A 25,547-nucleotide genomic window follows, 5' to 3' on the forward strand; every position below is an offset into this window, starting at 1 on the left:
TTTTATGTTACAATTTAGTTAACAGTTAAATTACATAAATACTAATTATTTTTAGATAGTTAAATTTTTAATATTCATTGATATAACTAGGTTTTAAATAGTTGTTACCTAAATTATGTCAGCTATTATCTTTTGTTAATTTAATAATAGCACTATTCTTAATAGATTGAAAATATCAAAAACTTATGATATGATAGTTTAAAACTATTCTATTTTTCTACAATAATATACAAAACTTATATTGTTGTTAATTATATACTTGTCACTAATTACATAAATGAAAGGAACTATTAACCAATGAACATAAATTATCTATATTATTTCCAAACTGTTTGTAAATATAAAAACATGACTAAAGCAGCAGAAAGTATTCATATTTCTCAACCATCTATAACCTTAGCTATTAAAGAATTAGAAAAGGAACTCGGTTTTGAACTTTTTTTTAGAATAGGTAATAAAATAGATTTAACTCCTGAAGGTAAGATTTTCTTAGATAAGGCAATAAATTTCACGAGACAATTTGAGGATTTTCAAAGTGATGCACTAGATTTAGGAAAAAAAAGAAAAGCATCTCTAAAAATAGGAATTCCTACAGTTTTAGGTACTTTTTTACTTTCAAAAATACTACCTAGATTTAATGTAATTTATCCAGATATTGAGCTTAAAATTTTTGAAGTCCCAACCTTTGTGGGTGCCAAAATGATTGAAGAATCTACACTTGATTTTTGCATTGGTATAATTGATAGTGATATTTATGATGATATAGATTCAAAAACAATATATAAAACAGAATTATATTTAGTTACAAATCCTAAAAATGAATTAGCAAAACAGTCCATTATTTCAAACTATATGTTGAAAAATATTCCTTTTGTCATACTATCTGAAGGTTCTTATCACTACAAAATTATTACAAAAAGACTTGAGAAGGTTAAACCAAATATAATTTTACACTCAAATCAACTTTCTACTATTCGTTATTTATTAGAAAATGATTTAGCTTCAACGATACTATATAAAGAAATATTCCAGAATACCGAAAATCTCTGTTCAATTCCTTTAGAACGTGCAATTACTGCCAATATTGGTGTTCTTTGGAGAAAACATCAATATATATCTCATAGTATGAAACTTTTTATTGAATATATGGCTTCTATTCATATAAATTAATATTTCTACATATTATGTAAATACAGCATTATATATATTTTGATAAATATTATAAATATTTTTGAGTATCAGTATAACAATAAAATATATTATCTCAAAAGAATTACAATGATATACATTCATAACTTAAATATTATTATACTGATACCTTTAATATTAATTTTACCTATTTTAATACTCATATTTTTAATTGGGTTTACTTGGACAACCTAGCAAGAAACCCACGCATCCAGAGACAAAATCTCTCATCTGTGAAATAGTTCCTAGAGATGCTGTTGCTGGTGTTGTAAAATTTCTTACAATAAAAAGTACTATTAATGCTACTATACAAATCACAGTAGCTATAACAATTTGCAATTCACTAGTTTCTCCTTTTTCAATCTCTTCATCATTATTAACAGTCACTTTTTTATCATTATTTTGATAATTGTCACTTTCTAACTCAAATCCAATAGTATTTTTCACATTCATTATATTATTTTGACTTGGTACTTGACCGTTATTAGAAGAATTATCATCTATAAAAATATTTGAATATGCATCAGTATTTGTAACTTTTCTTGAAGTTCTACTTATAAAATTAGCACTTAAAAAGTATCCAAATATTGCTGCTGAAGTAGTTCTTATCACTACATCAATAGTAGTAGTATCTTGTGAGTTAACTTCATTGACAAACAATGTGTATATAGATTCAAACATGAGTATTGCCATAACAATTATAAGACATCTATCTATCAATTTAATTTTGTACCAGGCTTTTTTTATGTTTTTCATAAACTTATGTTTTTTATTCATGGATATTATCACCTCACATAATAAAATTAAGCCCTCTTTACTAAGATATGTAGAGAGAGCTTAATGGTGAGATTACAATATTATTTTGTGTAAAAAATTATATAAAAATTAAATTATTTGTCTAAAATCATCAAATCTTTAGGGAATTTAGTTAATCTTTCAGGTCCATTTTTTGTAATTAAAACAGTATCTTCTATTCTAACTCCTCCCCATCCTGGGAAATAAATACCTGGTTCCATTGTTATTATACATCCTTCTTCTATTGTTTTATCACCATAATTACCAATAAAAGGTTCTTCATGAACATCTCTTCCAACCCCATGTCCTATCCCTTGATAATAGTAATCTTCATATTTCTTAACAACTTTTCTTATTTCTGCATCTGGAATTGTAGCATGTACACCAGCCTTCATGTTTTCAACTCCAACATCTTGTGCTTCTTTAACTAAATTATAAATCTCTAATTGTTTTTCAGATGCTTCTCCAACTATAAAAGTTCTAGTTGTATCAGAAATATATCCATTGTACATAGCTCCATAATCTACAAGTACAAAGTCACCATTTTCTATAACCTTGTCACTTGGTTTACCATGAAGCAATGAAGTTTTTGCTCCTGATATCAATATAGTTTCAAATCCTATATTTTGAGCTCCATTCATTTTCATAAAATATTCTAGTTTTGTAGCTAATTCTATTTCAGTAACTCCAGCTTTTATATGTGGAACTAACTCTTCTAATGCTTTATCAGCTATTTCACAAGCTTTTCTTGTATTTTTAATTTCTTCTTCATCCTTTACATATCTAAGAGTCTCTACAATATTTTCTGTAGGTATCAATTCCCCTCCATCTTGTTCAACTAAATTTTTAAGTTCTTCATATTTATCAAATATTATATTTGTGCTTTCAAATCCAAGCTTTTTTATACATACTTTATCACACACACTTTTTACAGCTTTTGCCACACTTCTATCAAAATTATGCCAGTTTATAATTTCAAAACCTTTACAAACATTTTCAGCAAGCTCCATATATCTACTATCAGTAACTAAAAAATTTCCATCTTTACAAATAACTGCATATGCTTCTTCATCAGGAAAGCCACTTATGTAATTTACATTTGTTTTTTTTGTTAAGTATAATGCATCAAGTCCTTTAGCTTCTAACAATTCTACTACTTTTTCTACTTTACTCATGATTTTGCCTCCAAAAAATAATTTTTGCTTTAGTTATATTATATCACTAATAATGTTATTTTTTATCTTATAGATGCTTTATTTCTAAAATTTTTTCATATGTTATTAATATTGTTTATACATTTCTACTAATTTTTTACTTAGTATAAGTAACAACAAATAAGTAAAAAAATATTACTATGATAAAAACCCTTCCTATTTCTGTTTTATCAGTTATAAATATTTAATTATCTTTATATACTTACTTTGATAATAAAAATAATATAAGTTGAGTAACAAAAATAACATATAGTTATAGCGTAGAAGGCTATAACTATATGTTATTCATTTACATGTATAATTTATATTTATTTTGCAGTGTATCCAGCCTTGATTAAAGTTTCAACAGCTAAATCACCTTTAGCATCATTTACAAGAACTATTGGCCCTGTACAACCCATACCACTTTCAGCATAGATTCCATTTTTCCATAATTCAGATACTGCATCTTCTAAGTCCATTATATCAACACCAGCTATTTGACGAGTAACAACCTCTTTATCTGGCATTTTAACTTCTACTTTTTCAGCTTTAACTTCTTTTTTAGTAAGAGAAGCTATAATATCATCAAATTTTGCACTTTTAACTTTTGTAAATTCACTTCTTGCAATATTATTTATTTCTCCTTTTACAACATCATAAGCATATTTTAATGCATTAGCTACTACTGGAGAACCTGATGCTCTTGATACTATGAGTACTCTTCTATCATAGTCTTCTCCTACTCCAGGACCATACCCAAAGCCTTGAGCTTCATAGTCTCCACCTGTAGTATATGAAGAAAATACTTTCATAAATATATTTCCAGATAATGTATCAGTAACCATAACATCAGGTGCACCTACAAGTAAATCATTACCTCTCATAACACATCCACCATCTGCTCTAATTGAATCTGCAAATTCTATATCATATCCATTATCTTTTAACTCTTTTAAACATTTTTCAACTTGTCTAGCTCCATCAACATTAAGTATTCCAACTTTTGGATGTTTATTTCCCATTGATTTAGCTGTAGCAATACCATAAATAGCATTTCTTACCATTGCTTCTATTCTATTAGTAGCACTTGTTCCTGTTGTTGTTGCAAGTATCATTTCTTTTCCTTTTGCTGGAGTTATTACTCTACCTACTGTAGATACTCCTATTGGAAAATTATAATGCATAGTAACACAAGCATCTATATATCCTGAATCTAATAATTCTTCCATTTTTCCATGCATTTCTTTTTCATCATTAACTTCAACTACTTCAAGGTCAGTTTCCACTTTTGGACCAATAAGTACTATATCAAATAAATTAGATTTTGCTAAGTGTGCACCATTAACTATGTTCTCTACACCATGTTCACTTCCAAGTGTAGTCACACCAATTCTTATTTTTTTGCCAAATTCGCCGCTTTCTATTGCATTAGCTACTTCTAAGAATACATCTGCGATTACTTTTTTTGACATATCCTCACCCCTATTCTTCTAACATATCTAATGCTAGTTTTTTCATAGATTCAGCTATTATCTTCTTAATTTCATCTTTAGATATTCCTGAAGTCTCTTCAGTAACACCTGTATTTCTTTCAGCTATAAAAGATACTCCATCAAATAAATTAGTCATTCTTCCTAAGAATAAACTACCTTTTCCAACTATCATAGCTCTATTTCTATCTCCTGTAGTTAAATCATCTATTAAAAATCCTATATAAGGAGCTCCTGATGGTATATGTCCTTGAGTTGGTGCCCATCCTGGTAATCCTTTATTAGTCACAAAATCTTTTAATTCTTTCTTCTCTAAGTCTCCACGCTTAACAGCAAGTGCACCTATCATTTTGTAGTTTGCTTCTGGAACATCTCCTGCTCCTGCTGGCTTAGTTATATCTGGATTTTGCATTTCAACTGAATATACATCAACATCTGTTATTTTTAAATTAGCTCTATCAAGACCTGAAGTTATAAGTGCTGTCATAACTGCTTGAGGTGAAGAACCAGTTCCCACTGTATGCTTACCTGTTAAATCAGTTCTTATAACTGGGTTTACACCATCATTTTCAGATACAAGTACTGCAAATCCTCCAACAACATCTTCAAGTACAGGAAGGCCTTTTTTAACATGGTCTTTAGCATTCATTCCAAGTTTAGCACTTGCTCCACCTGCTACTACCATTACATTTTTGTGTATCCCAGATTTTACTAAAGCTGCAGCTTGAATTAATGCATGTGTTGGTGCTGCACAAAATCCTCTTGTATCAGAACCAGTTGCGTTTTGAAGTCCAGCTATTTCAGCTATTGATTTAGCAAAGTTTCCTCCACCTCTTTGGTTTATATCTCCACAAGCTTCTTCTGAACACTCAATAACATAATCTATTTCAGCAGGGTCTATTTTACTATGTCTTAGCATTTGAATAGCAGATAAAACTCCAGATGCTTTTACTACTAAATTTTCAAACATTGTATGAGCATTTAAGTTAACATCTACGTCATGTGCTCTTTTTACATAGCCAACGAATTTTCCATCATGGTATAATCCTTCTGCTATGTGTGTTGCTACTAATTCCTTACCTTCTTCTATATCATCACCCTTTAATTTTCCTACAAATGGTGCAATTTCAGGGTAGTTATTTTCGATTTTTGGTTTTACTTCATCAATAAATTCTTGCGATAACTTTACTAAGTCAAATGCATCACTTATTTGCATTAAAGCTATAAACTCATCTTGAGGCATTATTTCACCAAATTTACCATTTCTAGTTCCCTCAACTTTTTGTTCACACCATGGCATTGGCAAATCTCTTAATTCTTCTGGTCTTCTGTTTCCTATGTAAACTTGATTTGGCATGTAGTTAACTACATCCTCATAACTTCTTATATGATTACCTACTTCTTGTAAAAATTCTGAATCTGGATTTGTTGCTCTTTCAACTGTACAAGTACTTCCATTTTGCACTATCATATCTGGAGTATGAATAAGTACATAGCCTGCCCCTTTTAAAACTGGATAAGTCATTTTGTGCACCTCCATAAATTTTATGAACACCTAATTTTAATTTCATTAAAGACTTCAATTATTATATTTTTATTTTATTGTATATTTTATTCTTTTTTTATGTATTTTGGTATTTTTTAAGATTTCATGAATGAATAACTCACATTTACCCATTCATGAAATCTATATTATTTTTTTGTGTATAGTTATTTTTTATTTTTAGTGTGTGTTTATATTTTTATCTATATAATATATGTGTGTGTTATTTTTATTTTTCAAATACTGTTTGACCATCTACTTCTGTAGTTAAAGCGTTTAATGCTTTTTCTACAAGGCCTCTTCTTAGGGCTTTTTCTTCTGTAGGGTCAAGTGCTGGATTTCCAAGTGGATGAGGTATTGCTATAGTTGGAACTATTCTGTTAGCCCCTACTGTTAACGAAATAGGTACTACTGTACACATATGAACTACTGGAAGTCCAGTTTTTTCTATTTCTTTTACCATCGTTGCACCGCAACGAGTACAAGTACCTCATGTAGAAGTTAAGATTACTGCATCTACACCATCAGCTACCAACGCTGCTCCAATTTCAGAAGCATATTTTTTAGAGTTTGCAACAGATGTACCATTACCTACAGTTGTGTAGAAAGTTTCATGTAATTTTCCTATTACACCTTCTTTTTCTAAGTCTCTAAGAACATCAACAGGTAATACTCTATCTGCATCTAAATTTGCATATACTGGGTCATATCCACCATGTGCAGTTTCATAAGTTTCTTCTGTTAAATCCATAACTCCTGCTATAGAATAAGTTCCATATTTAGAAGCTGAAGAAGATTCTATTCTATCTGGATTTCCTTTAGGAACTATACCACCAGAAGTAACTAAAGCTATTTTGCATTTTGATAAGTCTTTTACAGGATTACTTGGGTCAACTCTATCAAAATTTGGCATTGGATATTCAGTTTCAAATGACTCGCCTTTTATTTTCTTAATTAACATGTCAACAGCTCTCTTAGAACCTCTGTCTTCATGGAAGTAGTTAACTCTTATTCCTCTAGCTATGTATCCTTCTTCTTTAGGAGTTCCAATTTCTTCACCTTTAGCAAGTTTTATTGCAAGTTTAGCTATCTTAGGAAGTGCTTTTCTCATACCTGCTGCAGAATCAGAAGTTTCTACTACATAAACATCCTTTTTGAACATATCTGCACCTGGATTTTCAATGTACATACCTGTCAAAGCTGGTATACTTAAAGCATCTTTTACAACTTTAGTTATTGTTCCAGCAGCAACCCCATATCTACCAGCATTAAAGGCAGGCCCAGCTATAAAAAGTTGTGGTTCAAAACCTTTTATCATCGCTAAAACTTCTTCACTTGCGCTATCTATATTTTCATTGAAATAACTGTCTCCGCACACTACTGTACCAACTACTTCAATATCTTCACCTAATAATTTATCAAGTTGTAAACTTATTGGAGGTAAAGTTTCTGCCACATGTGGCTTAGTATCAGCTTTTTCTTCTCCACCTATACCAGCAAAGAACTGATTAATATAATGTACTACTCTTAGTTTTCCCATCTCTTAGTTTCACCCCTTTTGCTTTTAGGCATTAAAATTTGCAAAATTCTTCTCTTATACCAGACATTTCTTCTGCTATTTCTTCAACTTCTAAAACCATTTCCATCATACTTATTTGATCTTCATATACAGTTTCATCAAATAATTCTTTCATTTGTTCCTCTACAACATGGTAAACACTTAATCCTAAAGCAACTCCAGCAAGTGGTCCAGCGAAAGTTGGATCCCCCGCAGTTACTGTTTCGGCTGCAAGACCTGCAGCTTCGGCTTCAGCAGCACCTAGTAAAATCACAACATTTTCAGCTCCGAATTTATCAGCAGCTTCTTTAACTCTGTTTTGATTTTCTAAGTCCATAGCCCCAGCAGCTGTTCAGACAAAGCATTCTGTAGATGAGAAAACAACCTCTGCTCCTTCTACTGTTTTTACACATTCTTCTATTGCAGGTCCTGGTATACCATCACGGTCACCTATTATAAGAACCTTTTTATTACTAAGTAAACTCATAATAATCCTCCTCATTATATTTCTAATTATTTATATATCCATAACATTCATTATGTTTTGATAGATTTATTTACAATCTTTTTAATTGATATTACTCAATCATGATATTACTAAATCGTTTAATGAAATAACTCTTAATATCCTTTAGCAGTTAAATGACCAAATCCTGTTTCATTAGTTGCACCTGTTATAGCTTGTATTTCAACTTCAATAGTTCCATCAGCTTTTAAACTTCCATCAGAACCACCAGCTATTACATCTACTACTTCTAAGTGTCCAATTACCTTATCTAACTTAGGAAGTACTACAACTTGGTTAGCATTTCCACCTGTTACAACAGCATCTGCTCTTACATCTGCATCTGCAAGTGATTGAGAACCTCCATCACGTCCAGCATATTCATCTGTAACTATAACTGTTTTTACACCTTGCATTTCTATTTTTTTGCAGTTCATTATAAGGTCAGTATCTGGATTTCCAAAACCTTCTTGTGAAACTATAACTGCGTCTAATCCTAAGTATTTACATAACTTAGAAGTCCAGTTTGAAGATCTTTCTTTATCTGCTAGGTAAACATTTTCATTAGTTATAATTACACCTACAAAATTTATATCTTTACCATGTCTTGCATATAAGTCTTCAACAACTCCATTGTTTATATGAACATAACTTGGATTTTTATCACATGCAGAAACACAGTTACCACTTACAATTGCTCCGTCCATTAATTCTGTTGGATATAATAAAGTTGGTACTATTTGTTTTGCATCTACACCATATACATAAGTGTCATGTAATAATCCTTGAGTTTGAAGCATGTAAACATATCCTACTTTTGGAAGTTCTGGATACTCTTTTATTGACTCAAGAAGAGGTTTAGTTTCATACACTGAAACTTCGTCTGGAGTAAGATTTCTTGCTGCTTCTCCTAAATACATTGCTGCTTTGAATCCTATCATTCTAACAGCTTTCTCATGAGCGTATTGTTTTAAACCATCAATAGGTTCAGCTACTACTACTACATTATTTAATTTAGAAAATGGAGTGTATTTAGCCCCTTCTCCAGTCATATCTACTATACCTTCTTGGAAACCTACTATCTTTCCAGTAGTTACAACAGCTACACCTTTTAAAGCATGAGTTTTTCCTTCTCCTACAGTGTCAACCTTAGACATGATACCTGGGAATATTCCCCCATTACCTTCAACTTTTACTCTTGGCTCAATAACATCTTTTACAGGTGTTATTCTTATGCTTTCACCTGGACGAGCTAATTCTATATCTATAGACTTAATATGCTCATCTCCACCAATTTCTTGTAGCATCTCTTGCTTATTGATGAATAATACTCCATCTTTCACTTCTGTTACATCACCAAATTGAATATCTTTTATAAAGATTTTCCCTAATTCAAGACGCATACTTGCACCTCCTGTTATTTAATTTTGTATATATGCATTTGAGTTTTTCTCAAAGTTATATCAATATTTTCTAACTTATTTTAAAGATGTTTTCATATTGTGTTTTTATGTCTTGATATTTGTTTTATTACTAAAAATTCTTTATCGTAAAAAAAATATTTTATCCAAAATTATTTTTTTAACAAACTAAGACATAAAAATCCTTTTTATTTTACTTCTAGACTTAAATCGATTTTTTCTTTGTTTTTGTTAATATTGTATCAATATATTAAAGATATTTTTTAATCATATCTTCTATATTAGTAATTGTAGCATCATCCTTAGTAACTTCGTCTACTTTTTCTCCATCTTTGTATATAGCCATAGTTGGAAGTCCTAATACTTTTTGTTTTATCGCTAATCTTCTAGCTTTTGTTGTATCCATTTTACAGAATTTTATTTTATCCCCATAAGTTTCAGCTAATTTATGAACATCTGGCATTAAAGCTTTACAAGGTTCACAACCTTCACTCCAGAAATCAACAAATACAAAACCTTCTGCGTTTAAAACTTCTTCATCAAAAGTACTTTTATCTAAATCTAACATTTTCATGTTCCCCCTTGAAATTTTTATTTTATTTTAATATTTTAAATATTATTCATTAACTTTACTTTATAACTTTTTAGTTTTCAAACTTTTCATCAATATATTTTTCAGCTACTATAGATGCAATTGCTCCATCGTTAGTTGCAGTTACAACCTGTCTTAGAGTCTTAGATCTGCAATCACCTGCTGCAAATACACCTGGTATATTAGTTCTCATGTCTTCATCAGTTATTATGTAACCTTTTTCATCCATATCAACTTTGCCTTTGAATAAATCAGTTTGAGCATCTAATCCAACGAAAACAAATACTCCCATTGTTCCATCCTCTTCATCTGCAAAGTATTCATGAGTTTCTCCAGTAACTTTATTTTTAAATACAACTGATTCTAATATTCCATCACCTTTTATTTCTTCTATTACTGTATCTAGTAAAAACTCTATCTTTGGATTAGCCTTTGCTTTTTCTTCAACACTTTTAGCGCATCTAAATCCTTGTCTTCTATGTACAATTGTTACTTTTCTAGCAAACTTAGTTAAATACATTGCTTCCTCTAATGCACTGTCTCCTCCACCTACAACAAAGACTTCAAAGTCTTCAAAGAAATCTGCATCACAAGTTGCACAATATGAAACCCCTTTACCAGTAAGTTCTTTTTCTCCTGGGCAACCAATTTTTCTTGGTGTTGCTCCTGTTCCTATTATTACTGCTTTTGCTCTATATTCTGCCTTTTGTCCTTTTAAAACTTTTATATCTCCATCTAGTTCAGTATCTACAATGTTGTCTCTTAACATTTCTGCTCCGAACTCTTTACATTGCTCAACCATTCTAGCTATTAGACTTGGTCCTGTTGCATTTGGAACTGACCCTGGATAATTTGCAATTTCATGTGTTATTACAATTTGCCCACCAGTCTTATCTTTTTCTAGGATTAGAGTTTTCAACTTTGCTCTTGCTCCATAAAGACCTGCTGCAAGCCCTGCTGGTCCTGAACCAATTATTACTAAGTCATACACATTTTCCATTTTGACTTATCCTCCCCAATTAAATTTCTTAATTTTTATTTAATATTAAATCAGATTTAATATTTATGCTATTTTAATAACTTTTTAACAAATTCATTTATTCATACTGCATTCTTTGTATTGTATTATAAAATATGTCATAATCGATTACTCTAAAGTCATCTTGAACGCTTTCTGTCCATGCTGGAGTCTTTTTATTATTCTGAAATTTACTTGCAGTTATGATTGCTTCTTCAATTAAGGTTAAAGAGTTTATATCCAAACGATTTCCTTGTTTTAGTATAACTGTTCTATAAGGTGTCTCATTTGGTTTTACACTCCCATATAGTGGATGAGATAAAAGTTCATATCCTTCATGTATCAAATCTCTACTTGTTTCTAAGATTCCAATATAAGTTGTATCTTTAAATAAAACTTCTCTGTCTTGAACTTCTTCTTTTACTTTTGGATTATTTGTGATTATTATCATTTTTTTACTCTCTTTCAAATTTTTATTTATTGCTCGATAAATAAAAAACAGGAAAAACAAATCTCCCAATTTGTCTTCCCTGTTAAAATCATTTTCAGAGACCCGTCCAAGTACAGTCATCTTTACCTGAGAATTTCATTTAATCTTCTGGGTATGTAAGATTAAATTTGTCCCTTCGGTCGCTTTTTATAAAGCAGTCTCCCATACTCTTCCCCCGGATTATTATATTTTCAGAAAATTGAAAAGTTAGCAATTTATCTTTTTATTTTTATAAATAGCTTTTTTCTATCTCTGTTGACTTAAGTATATAAACATTCTATAAAATTTGCAATAGTTTTTTTATATGTATTTTGTATACATTTTTACTTTTTTTTCCAAATGTTGATATTACATATTTCCTGTATTTTCTTTTTTTTTTAAGTACAAATCTTTTTTGGTTTATTATTTCATATTGATTAAAAACATAATCATTTTTGTAAGAAAGATATATTTTTTTAATTCTTAATCTGGGAGAACAAATTTCTCATAATTTTTTACAAATTGATGTCATTTATTTCATCAAACCATGATTTCACATCACCTATAACAGATTTTATACAATCATTGTCAAATGGAGAATATAGATTTCCTATACTTACAATATCTAAAAATGACTTTGTTCCACCTACTTTACAGATGTTTATATAGTCATTCCATCCAGAGTCTTTGTCTTTAATCATTTTTTTCCAAAATTGTAATGCGCAAATTTGAGCTAATGCATAATCTATATAGTAAAAAGGATTTTTAAATATGTGACCTTGTTTAAACCACCAGCAACCTCGTTCTAAAAAAGAATTATCATCATACTTTCTATGTGGTAAGTATTTTTTCTCTAAAAACCTCCATATTTCTTTTCTTTTTGATTTGTCAATATTAGGATTTTTATAAATATAATGCTGAAATTCATCAACAACTACTCCATAAGGTATAAATTTAATTGCAGATGATAAATGAGTAAACTTGTATTTATCTGTGTCTTCCTTAAAAAATAACTCCATCCATGGCCATGTTATAAATTCCATACTCATTGAATGAATTTCGCAACTATCCAGTGTAGGAAAATTAATCTCTGGCATTTCAATCCATCTGGACATATACAATTGAAATGCATGACCTGCCTCATGTGTCAATACATCTATATCATCAGATGTTTGATTAAAGTTAGAAAAAATAAATGGCGACTTGTAGTCTGGTATATAAGTACAATACCCACCAGCCCCTTTTCCTTTCTTTGTTTCTAAATCCATAAGTTCGTTTTCTAACATAAAATAAAAAAATTCACCAGTTTCTTTAGATAATTCAGCATACATTCTTTTTCCATTTTCAATTATGTATTCTGCATTGCCCTTTAACGTTGGATTTCCTGTTAAAAATTCTAAGCCTTCATCTATGTAACTCAAAGATTCTAGACCTGTTCTCTTAGCTTGCTTTTCATAAAGTTCATCAGCCAGTGGTACAATATATTTTAATACTTGTTTTCTAAAATTTTCAATCCTATCTTCTCTGTAATTACTTCTCATCATTCTAATATATCCAAGCTCTACAAAGTTTTTAAAACCTAGTTTTTTTGCTATTTTATCTCTCAGTTTAACTAATTTATCAAATATATCATCAAATTTAGGTTCATTTTCTTCAAAGAAATTATAATATGCCTTATTCGCTAATTCCCTTGTTTTTCTAGACTTAGAACACATAAACATTCCCATTCCAGATAAATTTCTCTCTTCTCCTTCAAACATTATCTGTGCAGATGCTAAAAGTTTAGTATACTCTGAACACAATTTATTTTCTTCTTGTAATTCCTTTATTATCTCTTTAGAAAAACTTTTTAAAGAATAATCCACTATTGTAAAAAATTGTTCTCCAAATTCTTTTTTTAAATTAGATTTAAATTTAGAATTTACTATAACATTATAAAAATATGAATTTAATTCTTCATATAAAGGCATGTATTCGTCCCAATATTTTTTTTCCTCTTGATAGAGTTTATTAAGAGTATTTATACTGTATCTTATAGATGCTATGTTTGACAACGTTTCTATTTTATTTCTCAAAAAATTAATTTTATGTATATTTTCTTGTTGTTCATCATAACAACAAGAATTATCTATTTCCTCTACACACTTTAAAAACTCTTTTTTTATACTATCATAATTTGGTCTTTCATACTTAAACTCTGAAAACTTCATTTAAAACTCTCCTTTATAAATTTGTTCTTTATTTATAAATATAGTTTTATATGCATTACATGCTATTATTTACATATATTACATACTACTATGACTTTATAAATTATTATTTTGAGTAATATTTACATTATAATCATGTTGAATAATAACATATGATTATTGTAATTACAATATTTTATAGAATAAAACTAATTACTATACAAACTTTAATAAAGCTTTCATATAAAACTATTAACCTTTATAGTATAAGCTTATCTCTACATCAAAATGCAAACGATGCCATTTTTTATAGTTAACTTTTATACACTCATAAAAGATACAATTTTACATAAGTATGTTATATAAGTAATAATTTTATCAAAAAATTAATACTATTAAACTTTCTAAATTGCTTATCTCTTGGTATAATAATATACACATTAAATTTTCTACTGAAATTTTGTTCAACACTAGTTGTGTCAACGTTTTTATTAGGAAATTGAGGATATAAATTACTGGAGGTTGATATGTACAAATTAATCGCACTAGATATTGATGGAACAATATTAAATACAAAAAGAAAAGTTACTCCTGAAGTATTTGAATCTATTCAAGAAGCAAAGAAAGCTGGAGCTAAAGTAGTTATAACAACAGGTAGACCCCTTCCTGGTGTCAAAGGACTTTTAAATCAATTAAATCTAACAGATGAAGGTGATTATGTTATATGCTTCAATGGAGCTATGATTCAAGAGGTTAAAAATGAAAAAATAATACATAATGTAGAGATGACTTTAGACGACTTTGATTTTATATACAACAATGTTTGCAAAAAATATAATACCAAAATACACATAAATACCATGACAAATTTAGTTACTCCAAACGAAATTCCTGGTAAGTACACACTTCATGAAGCTAAATTGAATGATATAGAAGTTAAATATATACATAAAGATAAAATTGATAAATCTATTAAAATCTGTAAGGTTATGATAGTTGATGAACCAGAAAGATTAGAAGAAATTATAAAACAACTTCCTAAGAATTTATTCAATAGATATACTATAGTAAGGTCTGCTCCCTTTTATTTAGAATTTTTAGGTAAAACTACTAATAAGGGTACTGCACTTCAAACATTATGTAATAATCTAAATATACCTATAGAAAATGCTATTGCTGTTGGTGATGAAGAAAATGACCAACATATGATAAAATATGCAGGACTTGGTGTGGCTATGGGAAATGCACGTAGTAGCATAAAAGAAATTGCTGATTATGTTACTGATACCAACAATGAAAATGGAGTTGCAAAGGTTATAAACAAATATATACTTAATAAAGCTATCTAAATATCTATAAAAACTAAAAATATCCCTTTAGATTTAAATCCATCTCATATATATGTTAAATACTAATAGTGTATATTGTATGGATATTTTGTCTAAAGGATATTTTTAGTTTTTGATAGGTACATTTCTATACTAATACTTTTTGTTCAAGTTTAAATATTTTATACGACTCTACTATTGCTTCATTAATGTCCAAGCAATATATATCTTCATCATCTGATAATCCAGCTTCTTTTGTCCATGCATCAAAATCATTCTTCGTCCAGAAGAAATTCATTACATTTCAGCAACTTGCTGCCCAATTTGAATGCTTATCAAGGTTTATATGAAGCACTCTTAAATCTGGATTGTTTACATATTCAATTTTTTCATCTTTTATAAATATTTCTATTTCTTTACTTGTGGCACTACAAATAGAATTTATTCTTACATCTTGATTAAATGTGCAAGAAGTTCCTATTGCATCTATAGCACACATTGCACTGAAGCTTCTATTATCACTTAATGTAACTTTATGATTAGTAGGTAATGCTGATACTGGATATATAAAATTTATGCTATCTCCATCAACAACCATTATATTTTTATCAATAAAATGGTTTAGTGTAGTTTCTAGATATTCTTTTTCTAAGCTTAAATTTATACTTATATGTTCAATTACTTCTTTAAGTGTAACACTAGAACAATTATCTATTATCATATCCATAATAGATATTCTTATCTTTCGTTGTGTGTCATTTAAACTATTGTATTTTTCTATTTGACTCATTTCTACTCCTCTTTAAACATCATAACATTTTGACAAAATGTCAGTTAATTTATTCTTATATTCTTCATATTCTTGGCTCCCTCTAGCCCTAGGTCTTGGAATGTCTATATTTATATCGTCAAGAATTCTTCCCTTATCCCTTGACATTACTATAACTCTATCACTCATATATACAGCTTCATCAACATCATGAGTTACCATTAATGCAGTTATTTTCTTTTTTGTCCATATTCTTTCAAGTTCTTCTTGTAAGTTTTGTCTCATTTGAAAATCAACTGCTCCTAGTGGTTCATCCATTAATAATACTTCAGGATTACATGCTAAAGCTCTTATCATAGCAACTCTTTGTTTCATTCCTCCAGACAATTGATGAGGAAACAGATTTTCTTTCCCTTTTAAATCAGACATAACCAAAAGCTCTTCCAACATTTCTTCTCTCTTTTCTTTTGGTATTTTCTGCTGTTTCATAGGAAATAAAACATTGCCCCTTATAGTCTTCCAAGGAAATAGAGCGTAGTTTTGAAATATGAAAGCTCTATCTATACCTGGTTTTTTAACTATTTTATCATTTATAAAGACATCTCCACTTTCTGCCTTTTGAAATCCACCTATTATAGTAAGTAAAGTTGTTTTTCCACATCCTGATGGTCCTAAAAGACAAACAAATTGACCATTTTCTATATCTATACTTATATCTTCCAAAACCTTTGTATGTATTTTGCTATTTACAAATGTTTTATTTATATCTCTCACACTTAATTTCATTAATCTGCAAACCTCCATCTACAAAGGATTTTATTTATAAATTTTAGTACTCTATCTATTATAAATCCTATTAAAGCTGCAAATATCATAAACCCAATTAATACATCTGTATGCATCAATGTCTGAGCTTGTACCATGGAGTAACCGAGACCGGCACTCGTAGCTATGAACTCGGCTCAGATAACAGACATCCATCCTGTACTTATGGCAATTCTTGAACCAGTCAATATATCTGGAAGAGATGCTGGTACTATTACATTTGCAAATATTACAATTGGCGATGCCCCCATACTTCTAGCTGCATTATAATAATCCTTTGATATTGCTCTTACACCTTGAATAGTATTTAAAATTATAGGAAAAACTCCTGAAAAAGCTATTAAAAATATTGTTGGACCATCCCCTATGCCAAACCATACTATTGTAAGAGGAACCCACGCCATTATAGGAACTTGTCTTACAGAATCTACTACTGGAGATAAAAGCTTTTCAAAAGTCTTAGAAAATCCCATAATAAATCCTATTGGAAGTCCAAACAATAATGCATACATAAATCCTTTAAGCACTCTTTGCAATGTTATAAACAGATTAGTCACTGTCTCTACATCTGTCACACAGTAAAAGAAACCTTTTATTACATCTACTGGCATTGGGAGCAATAAAGAACTCCCTATATCTTTTGCTGCAAAATGCCAGACTAAAAATATACTAACTAAAAGTATTATTTTATATAAAATGTCCATACTACTTTTAGATTTTTTCTTAGCTATTGTATCTCCTCTATCTTTAGAAATTTTAATTTCCAACTTCTTATTTCCTCCATATCTATATTTCTTATATTCTTATACTCTTTTAATGCTTTTTTAAATATAGTTTCTTTCCTTAAATTATCAACACTTTTATTGTATAGTTTTATAAAATCACTATACGACTTGCTTTTCTCAAACTCCTTATTCACAACTAATACATAGGTATCATAGTCACCTAATTTAGCTGTAGATTTTTTTTCGCCTTCTAATCCAATTGCTTTTATACAGTCTATTACAACACCATCTACTAAATTACTTTCTAGCCCATATGCTAGTGCTGTCCCTAATAATGGAGAAACTTTTATATTTTCATAGTATTTTTTTACTAATTCAGATTGATAATTTCTATTTTGAATTATTCCTATTTTTTGAGGATTGTTCTTCTTTAATAAAAATATATCTGAATTTTGAACTACTGTACCAACAATTTCAAACTCACTAGTTGCATTTATATACTGTTTTGCTGCGTCTTTACATATGATTGCTATATCTATTTCCTCTGAACTCAGAGCCCATTGCATTGTACTTGCTCAGCAATCATTAATTGTAAAAGTCTCCATTACATCACTTACTTTTATGCTTTCAAAGTAATCTTTGTTTATCATATAATTTATTACAAAACCAGAGGTATCATCAGATACCCCTATTCTTAATTTTCCTTTTATTTCTTCTTTATCTTCAAAATTAAAAAATATTATAAATATACTTCCTAAAATAATGACAAAAAGTATTATTATATTTTTTATTCTCTCCATTTATTTATAATACCTTTGCTTTCCAATCTTCATAACTCATACCTTCTGGAAATTCGGGATTAACTTTTTCTTTTATAAACTTATCAAAGTCGTCTGCCCCACAAGAATCTAATAAGCTTGTATCAATTGTATCTTCATATTTAGGTATCTCATCTAATGCCTTTAAATCTTTATACATTTGTAAATTGTTTTTGTATTCTTCTCCTGTAACTTTCCAAGTAAGCGTTCTACCTTCTCCAACTGTCTTTTTATAAATAGTTCTAAGTGCAACTTCTTCTTCTACATTATAATATTTTGCAAATATTTTAGCTGCTTCTGCTGGATTTGTATATATATATTCTATTGCTTTAGTATGAGCTAAAACCAATTTTTTTGCTAAGTCTGGGTGCTCTTTTATAAAGTTTTTATTTAATGAGAATGAACAACAGTTATATTCTTTATTATTAGCTTTTTCTTTATATTGAGTTGATGCTATTATTTTTCCTACTCCATCATTTTCAGCTACAGAACCCCAAGGGTCACAAGATGTAAATGCTTGTATCTTTCCAGTTTTAAGAGCTAAATATTTATCTTTATCTGAATCCATATTTACAACTTCATATTTTGATGGGTCAGTTGGTAAACCTGTTTCTGGACCATAATCACTTATCCATAAGAAATCACTCATATCTGTTGCAATTTTTTTGCCCACTAAATCCTTAGGTTCTTTTATATCATTTGAAACTATTAAATATTCAGACCCACCAGTGTGATTATTTGCTGCTATTGTTATTGGTGAACCTTTAGGTATAGCTCCTACTAGACCCTTTGTTCCTATATAACCAGCATCCATCTTACCTGCTGCCATGGCTTCAGGAACTTTACCATTCCCAACAGTTTTTACATTAAGACCTAAATCTTTATATATTCCTGCTGCTTCTGCTACTGGTCCAGCTGTCATATGGTCACAATTATAATACCCTACTGTTATCGCATAATCATCTTTTCCAGCTTTTTTCCCCTCTTCCTTTGGTTTACTGCTACATCCAGTTAATATAAATGCCCCCACTGCACTAACTAAGATTAATGCTTGAATCTTTTTAGATACTTTCATTTCAATTTCCCCTCTTTTATGTATTATTTTTATTTTTAGCAACACTTGTCCATATCTTCTCCAAATAAATCGACAAGTTTTTTACCCTCTACTCTATAAATAGCGTATCCTACATTGCCATTTTTAGAACCTGACACTATTACTTCTATTGGTGGCTTCTCATCAATATTTTTAAAAGTTATAGTTTGATTCTCTATAGGTGCTGGTATTGGTTTTGTTATATAATGGCTCTCCTCATCAGAAACTACCACTGCCATTTCATTTGAATTATTACCTTTTTTATATATAACTACTAAATCTTTTTTTCCATCATTATTTAAGTCTTCTTCAGCACAGGTTATTATATCTTCCTTATGATTTTTCTTGAAATATGTTAATGTTTCTTGATTTACATTTGGAATAGAGTCATTTTGTTTAAGGTTATCATCTACTACCCTTGATAAGACTATTAATGCAATTACTACACATGATATTATAACTACCTTTTTAAGCATGATTTCCTATGACCTCTTTCATCTTTGGTATTACTGCTTTAAGTGCAAATAAAATAATCAAAATAGTGCATATATATTCAAAACTATCTGGTATATTTAACATTAGTTTATTTGCTAATTGTATTGAAGAATTTGTTGTCTCTAAATTCACAGTATTGTTGTTTGCCAAAAGTAAATTGGTTATATAACCTATTATTATTGAACAGAGTGTTAGTGTAACTGAGTATATAACAACTGTTCTTTTTCCAATAAGTTTACACATACTTATAAGTTCTGGTAAGTTTGTCGCTGCACCAGCTATCAAAAATGTTATCGCTATCCCAGGAGATGCTCCACTTGCAACAAGGGCTGCTATAAATGGAATATGTCCTACAGCACATACATACATAACACATGCAAGTATTGATATACTTCCAAGAGATAGTAAACCTGGATTTCCTAAGTATTTTTGAATTATACTATTTGGAAAAATTGTTGTTATAAATCCCGCAAAAAGCATTCCCATTATTACATATTTACTAATAGTAAGTGCTAACTCTCCAAAGGACCATTTAAGCCCATCAACCATATTTTCTATAAAGCTTCTCTTTTCTTCTTCTAATTCTATAGCTTCTTCATCTGAGTCATTTTGCAAAAATAATTCTTCTTTTCCAAAGGTATTCCCCAAAACTCCTACTAAAAATGGTACTAAAAATCCAGATATAAGATAAATGATTGTAATTTTAGGTCCCAAAAGACCTAAACAAAGAACTACAGCTATTGGATTTATTATTGGAGTTGATGTCATAAAGGCAAGTACTGGCCCTAAGTATGCTCCGGAATAGTACATACTTATGCCCAATGGTATTACGCCACAACTACAAATTGGTAAAAACATTCCTGAAATAGTGCTTTTAATCAGAGAAGAAAACTTCTTATTTCCAAGTTGCTTTTGAAACCTTTTTGGCGTTAAAACATTGTGAAGAACTCCTGCCAATATAAAACTTATCATAAGCCATCCTGATGCTCCATTTAGTGTAACTATAGAAGCTACCACAGTGTTTTTCACTCCACTTAAAACAATTTCTAATATATTCATTTTTACTGCTCCTAATTTTTAAACTTTTAACTATTATTTATAGCTTCTACTATTGCCTTTTCAATGGTATCTTTGTTTAATCTATCATACTTCTTTTTTTGGTTTATTATTAAGGTTCCTTTTGTTATGATTCCATACTTCTTGACATATGAGAAATCTTTACCTGCTTGGTAAAGTTTTACTTCTAACTTGTCAGTATACTTCTCAGAAATTTTTTTTATAAACACTCCATGCTCATCACAAGATGGTCAAGTATTTATGAATTCAACTAAAATTTTAGACATTTGTTCATCCCCTACTCTAAACAATTTATCTTTTACTTAAAATAATCCACAGAAAAATTTTTTCTATGGATTGTATTCCGCAAGATTTTATAATGTTATAACTTGGTCTACACCTGCACCACCTAAACAAGCATATAAATTTGGGAAACATCCAATTGTAGCTCCATCGACCAAATTATCCTCTATCCCTCTTTCTATAGCACACTGGTCACAAGCCATTATTATCATATCTGTCTTTTCATGTAATTTACTTAATCTTTCTCCCACTAGGTTACCTTTAGACAAAAATAAGGTATTATCCATAAAGAAAAACATACCTAGGACATCTACTCCATGAGTTCCTTGTTCTAATTGTGGTATTATCATTTTGTCTAGAATTTTATGTGCGTTAGTACTACTAAAAATATAAGCTACTTTCATTTTTATTCCCCCTATACTTTTTTATCTAAATTTTATACAAAATTTTACATATGTAATTATATTATAAGTTTATTCGTATTTATCTGTAAAATAGATAATAACAATATTATCCAATAGAAATATAGTGTTTTTCTATATTTATTCAATTATTTTTTGATTATTTCATCATTTTGGTTAACTTTAATAAATAAAAAATAGATTACTTAAATTTATCTAGCTTATTTAAGTAATCTATTTTAATTATTTATCACATTATTAAATTAAATCTGTTCAATACTTTTTTATTAAATTTATTTTAGTCCTGTCTTATATATTTCTTAAGTTTTTCATACTTATATCAAGTGCTTTCACTGAGTGTGTAAGCGCTCCCACAGAGACAACATCAACACCAATTTTTCCTATAGATTCTATTGTATCTAAATTTACATTTCCAGAAAACTCTACAACTGCTCTCCCATTTATCATTTCTATAGCCTTTTTTGCTGTCTCCAAATTCATATTATCTAACATTATTATATCTGCTTTAGCTTCTATAGCTTCTTTTACCATTTCTAGAGTTTCCACTTCTACCTCTATTTTTCTGACAAAAGATGTGTTTTTTCTAGCTAATTCAACTGCATTTTTAACACCACCTGCAGCTCCAATATGATTATCTTTAAGTAATATTCCATCAGATAAATTAAATCTATGATTGCATCCTCCACCTACTTTTACAGAATATTTGTCTAAAATTCTAAGATTAGGTATTGTTTTTCTACTATCCAATAGTTTAGTATTTGTACCTTCAAGTTTTTCCACAAACATACTTGTAGCAGTAGCTATTCCGCTCATTCTTTGTAAATAATTTAACGCTACACGTTCTCCCACAAGTAAGTTTCTAGTATTTCCAGTTAATACAGCTATCTTTTCTGCATTATTTACCCTATCGCCATCATTTTTATACAACTCTACCTCTACATCTCCAAGTATTTCAAAAACTCTTTTAAACACACCTAAACCCGATATTATACCATCTTGTTTACAAATTAAATCTACAGTAGACTTAGAATTTTCATCTACAATAGAATTAGTTGTTATATCCTCACTTGGAACATCTTCTATTAAAGCATCTTGTATCATTTTATCAATAATCAAATAATTCATCGCCAAAATCCTCACTTGTTCTTTCTATTTCTTTTATAACTAATATTTTATTCTCTTCCTTTATTTTTTCTACATCCACCTCTATATTTGGTACTTCTATAAACTTCACTTCTATACTACCTATAACTGAGTTTATATTTTTAGCTGCTCTTTTTGAAAATACAAGACCTTCAAGTAGTGAATTACTTGCTAGTCGATTAGCTCCATGAACACCTGTACAACTAATTTCACCCACTGCATATAGGTTCTCCATAGATGTTTTTGAATCTAAATCAACATGTATCCCTCCCATAAAATAATGTTGTGCAGGAGATACTTTTATATATTCTTTGGTTATATCTGTTCCTCTATTTAAACATTCATTGTATATAAAAGAAAATCTATTGATTAAATATTCACTATCTAAGTGTGTTGCATCTAAATATACATAAGGCAAATCATCTTTTTCCATTTGTTCAAAAATAGCTTTTGAAACTACATCTCTTGGAAGAAGTTCATCTACAAATCTTTTTTTGTTTTTGTTTAAAAGTTTAGCCCCTTCTCCTCTCAAAGATTCAGATATAAGCATCCTTCTACCTTCACTATTTTCTTCATAGAAAGCTGTTGGGTGTATTTGAATATATTCTAAATTTTCTATTTTAATATTATTTCTTAATGCTATAGCAATTCCATCTCCTGTAAGGTGTCTTTGATTCGTAGAATTTTTAAAAAGTCCACCAATTCCACCTGTAGCTAAAACTACTACCTTTGAAAAGATATGAATTTCTTTTTGAGACTTAAAAATTCTAGCTCCTATACACTTATTACCATCTTTTAATATATCTAAAAGATAAGCATCTTCTATAAGAGTTATATTTTCCCTAGTTTTAGCTTCTTTTAATAGAGTCTTAAAAACAACTTCTCCTGTATTATCTTTGCTATGAACTATTCTATTTACGCTATGAGCTCCCTCTCTTGTATAGTCTATCTCTCCATTTTCTTTGTCTAAAGGCATACCATAGTCTACTATTTGACCTACATTTTCTATAGATTCATCTGCAAGAACTTTGACTGCTTCAACCCTATTTTTATACTGACCAGCCTTCATTGTATCTTCTACAAAAGATTCTATATCATCAATATTTCTAGCAGTTGAAATTCCTCCTTGTGCAAGATATGTATTGTTGTTTTCAATTGTAGATTTTGATACTACTAACACATTTAAATTTTTATCCAAATTTAATGCACAATATAGTCCCGAAACACCACTTCCAATTATTAAAACATCCTGTTCTAAATTCATAAGTCTATCCCTCTATCCTTCTGCTAATCTGTGCATATTAAGCAGTGAATTTAAAGCCTTTTCCATAATTTCATCTTCTACAATAACTTCGTTTTCCATATTTTTAAGAGTACTATACAAATTCTCTAATGTTGTTTTTTTCATATCTGTACATAGTATTCTTCCACCAGGAATATAAAAATTTTTATTAGGGTTGTTTTTCTTTAATTCATGTAAGATACCCTCTTCAGTTGCTATTATAAAATCTGTATTTTTGCTGTCAGTAGCATATTTTATTATTCCTGATGTACTACCTACATAATCACCTAGGTCTCTTATTTCTTTTTTACATTCTGGATGTACCAATACTTCTGCATCTTTATACTTTTCTTTTAATTCAATTATTTCTGCAACTTTTATATTGTTGTGATATTTACAATATCCATCCCAAAATATAAATTCTTTATTAGGGAATTTTTCTGCAATATATCCTCCTAGGTTCCTGTCTGGGAGGAATATAATTTCTTTATTATCTATGTTTTCTAATATTTTAATTGCACTAGATGATGTAACTGAAACATCACAATGTGCTTTAACTTTAGCTGTAGAGTTTATATAACATACAACCAAAGCATTTGGATACTGTTGTTTTAGTTTTATCACGCCTTCTTCATCTACCATATCTGCCATAGCACATCCAGCGTTACTTACTGGCATCAATACAGTTTTTTCAGGTGATAATATCTTAGCACTTTCTCCCATAAATCTCACACCACAAAATACAACCACTTCTTCTTTACAATCTCTAGCAATTTCACTTAAGTAATACGAATCTCCAACTGCATCTGCTAATTCTTGTATTTCTGGTGGTTGATAAAAATGAGCAAGTATTATTGCATTTTTTTCTTTCTTTAGCTCTTTGATTTGATATGTTAAATCTTTATCCATAATTGCACCGCTTTCTATATGTACTAGTGTATATACACCTGTAAATTCATTATATCACTTGACTATTTTTTCTTCAAGAATTTTAGACCTCTTAATATTGTTAAGATATAGACACTTACACTATCAATTAATTTATCATTTTTTTACCTCTATTTAAATTATTTTTTTTGTATTTTTTAATTTTTTGTAGAATATTATCAGAATATTTTTTATATTCTTTCTTGTTATAATATTGAATTTTTTTCCAAATACCTGTATACTAAGTGCATGATTATGTATATGTATTTATTTCTGAAATTATATTAGTTTTAATACTTTATAGAATTTGTAAGTGTTTTAAGTATAAAATCTTATAAAAACTTACACATTCAGACAATATGTATACAGAATCCAAAAAATTTTATAAATGGGGTGA

Annotated in this window: 25 protein-coding genes and 1 riboswitch; of the genes, 2 read left to right on the forward strand and 23 right to left on the reverse strand. The window is 29.3% G+C overall.

The annotated features are described in order from the left end of the window. The first annotated feature begins 297 nt into the window (after positions 1-297). A complete protein-coding gene (locus IC174_RS09575) occupies positions 298-1,170 on the forward strand; it encodes a LysR family transcriptional regulator (RefSeq protein WP_227432689.1) in 873 nt (290 codons plus the stop codon). A 186-nt stretch (positions 1,171-1,356) separates the two neighbouring features. Here the strand turns inward: IC174_RS09575 and IC174_RS09580 are convergent, their stop codons facing one another. The 11 genes from IC174_RS09580 to IC174_RS09630 form a co-directional block, all read right to left on the reverse strand. Then, positions 1,357-1,965 (reverse strand): hypothetical protein, encoded by a 609-nt coding sequence (locus IC174_RS09580; RefSeq protein ID WP_227482799.1) that lies wholly within the window; start codon positions 1,963-1,965, stop codon positions 1,357-1,359. Positions 1,966-2,078: 113 nt separating this feature from the next. Next, on the reverse strand, positions 2,079-3,158 hold the full coding sequence (locus IC174_RS09585; protein WP_227482800.1) for a M24 family metallopeptidase: 1,080 nt from the start codon (positions 3,156-3,158) through the stop codon (positions 2,079-2,081). 347 nt (positions 3,159-3,505) lie between these two features. Next, the gene (gene grdD, locus IC174_RS09590) at positions 3,506-4,651 is read right to left on the reverse strand and encodes a glycine/sarcosine/betaine reductase complex component C subunit alpha (RefSeq protein ID WP_227482801.1); all 1,146 of its coding nucleotides are present in this window, start codon (positions 4,649-4,651) and stop codon (positions 3,506-3,508) included. 10 nt (positions 4,652-4,661) lie between these two features. Continuing rightward, positions 4,662-6,194: a glycine/sarcosine/betaine reductase complex component C subunit beta gene (gene grdC / locus IC174_RS09595; protein ID WP_227432685.1), complete on the reverse strand. Its 1,533-nt coding sequence runs from the start codon at positions 6,192-6,194 to the stop codon at positions 4,662-4,664. Between the two features lie 247 nt (positions 6,195-6,441). Then, positions 6,442-7,752, reverse strand: a complete 1,311-nt coding sequence (gene grdB / locus IC174_RS09600) for a glycine reductase complex selenoprotein B (protein WP_227432684.1) — start codon at positions 7,750-7,752, stop codon at positions 6,442-6,444. Between the two features lie 31 nt (positions 7,753-7,783). Beyond that, a complete protein-coding gene (grdA, locus tag IC174_RS09605; protein ID WP_227432683.1) occupies positions 7,784-8,257 on the reverse strand; it encodes a glycine/sarcosine/betaine reductase complex selenoprotein A in 474 nt (157 codons plus the stop codon). Between the two features lie 134 nt (positions 8,258-8,391). Beyond that, complete coding sequence (locus IC174_RS09610) at positions 8,392-9,678, reverse strand: glycine/sarcosine/betaine reductase component B subunit (RefSeq protein ID WP_227482802.1); 1,287 nt, start codon at positions 9,676-9,678, stop codon at positions 8,392-8,394. Positions 9,679-9,946: 268 nt separating this feature from the next. Then, on the reverse strand, positions 9,947-10,264 hold the full coding sequence (trxA, locus tag IC174_RS09615) for a thioredoxin TrxA (protein ID WP_227432681.1): 318 nt from the start codon (positions 10,262-10,264) through the stop codon (positions 9,947-9,949). A gap of 76 nt (positions 10,265-10,340) precedes the next feature. Beyond that, positions 10,341-11,288, reverse strand: coding sequence for a thioredoxin-disulfide reductase (trxB, locus tag IC174_RS09620; protein ID WP_227432680.1), 948 nt, complete (start codon positions 11,286-11,288; stop codon positions 10,341-10,343). Between the two features lie 97 nt (positions 11,289-11,385). Further along, positions 11,386-11,757, reverse strand: coding sequence for a GrdX family protein (locus IC174_RS09625; RefSeq protein WP_227432679.1), 372 nt, complete (start codon positions 11,755-11,757; stop codon positions 11,386-11,388). 103 nt (positions 11,758-11,860) lie between these two features. Then, positions 11,861-11,971: riboswitch (glycine riboswitch) on the reverse strand. 319 nt (positions 11,972-12,290) lie between these two features. After that, positions 12,291-13,985, reverse strand: a complete 1,695-nt coding sequence (locus tag IC174_RS09630) for a M3 family oligoendopeptidase (protein WP_227482803.1) — start codon at positions 13,983-13,985, stop codon at positions 12,291-12,293. A 506-nt stretch (positions 13,986-14,491) separates the two neighbouring features. Here IC174_RS09630 and yidA point away from each other — a divergent pair. Next, positions 14,492-15,313: a sugar-phosphatase gene (gene yidA / locus IC174_RS09635; protein ID WP_227482804.1), complete on the forward strand. Its 822-nt coding sequence runs from the start codon at positions 14,492-14,494 to the stop codon at positions 15,311-15,313. A gap of 127 nt (positions 15,314-15,440) precedes the next feature. On the opposite strand, the gene saoL is transcribed toward yidA, so the two are convergent. From saoL to nadA, 12 genes are all read right to left on the reverse strand, one after another. Beyond that, on the reverse strand, positions 15,441-16,082 hold the full coding sequence (saoL, locus tag IC174_RS09645; protein ID WP_255625497.1) for a MerB-like organometallic lyase SaoL: 642 nt from the start codon (positions 16,080-16,082) through the stop codon (positions 15,441-15,443). 12 nt (positions 16,083-16,094) lie between these two features. Then, a complete protein-coding gene (gene saoA, locus IC174_RS09650; RefSeq protein WP_227482806.1) occupies positions 16,095-16,847 on the reverse strand; it encodes an ABC transporter ATP-binding protein SaoA in 753 nt (250 codons plus the stop codon). Then, entirely contained in the window at positions 16,847-17,653 is an 807-nt protein-coding gene (gene saoP, locus IC174_RS09655) for an ABC transporter permease subunit SaoP (RefSeq protein ID WP_255625498.1), read from the reverse strand. Before saoP ends, saoA begins: the two co-directional genes overlap by 1 nt. Next, a complete protein-coding gene (gene saoB, locus IC174_RS09660; protein WP_255612854.1) occupies positions 17,614-18,411 on the reverse strand; it encodes an ABC transporter substrate-binding (seleno)protein SaoB in 798 nt (265 codons plus the stop codon). Before saoB ends, saoP begins: the two co-directional genes overlap by 40 nt. 4 nt (positions 18,412-18,415) lie before the next feature. Further along, positions 18,416-19,504, reverse strand: coding sequence for an ABC transporter substrate-binding subunit SaoX (saoX, locus tag IC174_RS09670; protein WP_227482808.1), 1,089 nt, complete (start codon positions 19,502-19,504; stop codon positions 18,416-18,418). Between the two features lie 35 nt (positions 19,505-19,539). Further along, on the reverse strand, positions 19,540-19,998 hold the full coding sequence (gene saoC / locus IC174_RS09675; protein WP_227482809.1) for a Cys-Cys-COOH (seleno)protein SaoC: 459 nt from the start codon (positions 19,996-19,998) through the stop codon (positions 19,540-19,542). After that, the gene (gene saoE / locus IC174_RS09680) at positions 19,991-21,076 is read right to left on the reverse strand and encodes an efflux transporter SaoE (protein ID WP_227482810.1); all 1,086 of its coding nucleotides are present in this window, start codon (positions 21,074-21,076) and stop codon (positions 19,991-19,993) included. Before saoE ends, saoC begins: the two co-directional genes overlap by 8 nt. A gap of 26 nt (positions 21,077-21,102) precedes the next feature. After that, on the reverse strand, positions 21,103-21,360 hold the full coding sequence (gene saoT, locus IC174_RS09685) for a thioredoxin-like (seleno)protein SaoT (protein ID WP_255612853.1): 258 nt from the start codon (positions 21,358-21,360) through the stop codon (positions 21,103-21,105). A gap of 87 nt (positions 21,361-21,447) precedes the next feature. After that, entirely contained in the window at positions 21,448-21,780 is a 333-nt protein-coding gene (saoD, locus tag IC174_RS09690) for a DsrE-related protein SaoD (protein WP_227482812.1), read from the reverse strand. 306 nt (positions 21,781-22,086) lie between these two features. Further along, positions 22,087-22,923 carry a carboxylating nicotinate-nucleotide diphosphorylase gene (gene nadC, locus IC174_RS09695; RefSeq protein WP_227482813.1) on the reverse strand — a complete coding sequence of 279 codons (837 nt, stop codon included), beginning with the start codon at positions 22,921-22,923 and terminating at the stop codon, positions 22,087-22,089. Continuing rightward, a complete protein-coding gene (locus IC174_RS09700; RefSeq protein WP_227482814.1) occupies positions 22,904-24,205 on the reverse strand; it encodes an L-aspartate oxidase in 1,302 nt (433 codons plus the stop codon). The genes nadC and IC174_RS09700 overlap by 20 nt, the downstream gene beginning before the upstream one ends. Positions 24,206-24,217: 12 nt before the next feature. Continuing rightward, a complete protein-coding gene (gene nadA, locus IC174_RS09705) occupies positions 24,218-25,132 on the reverse strand; it encodes a quinolinate synthase NadA (protein ID WP_227482815.1) in 915 nt (304 codons plus the stop codon). Between the last annotated feature and the right edge of the window lie 415 nt (positions 25,133-25,547).

Origin of the sequence: Clostridioides sp. ES-S-0001-03 (assembly GCF_020676075.1) — a bacterium.
In the GTDB taxonomy this organism is placed as follows: Bacteria; Bacillota; Clostridia; order Peptostreptococcales; family Peptostreptococcaceae; genus Clostridioides.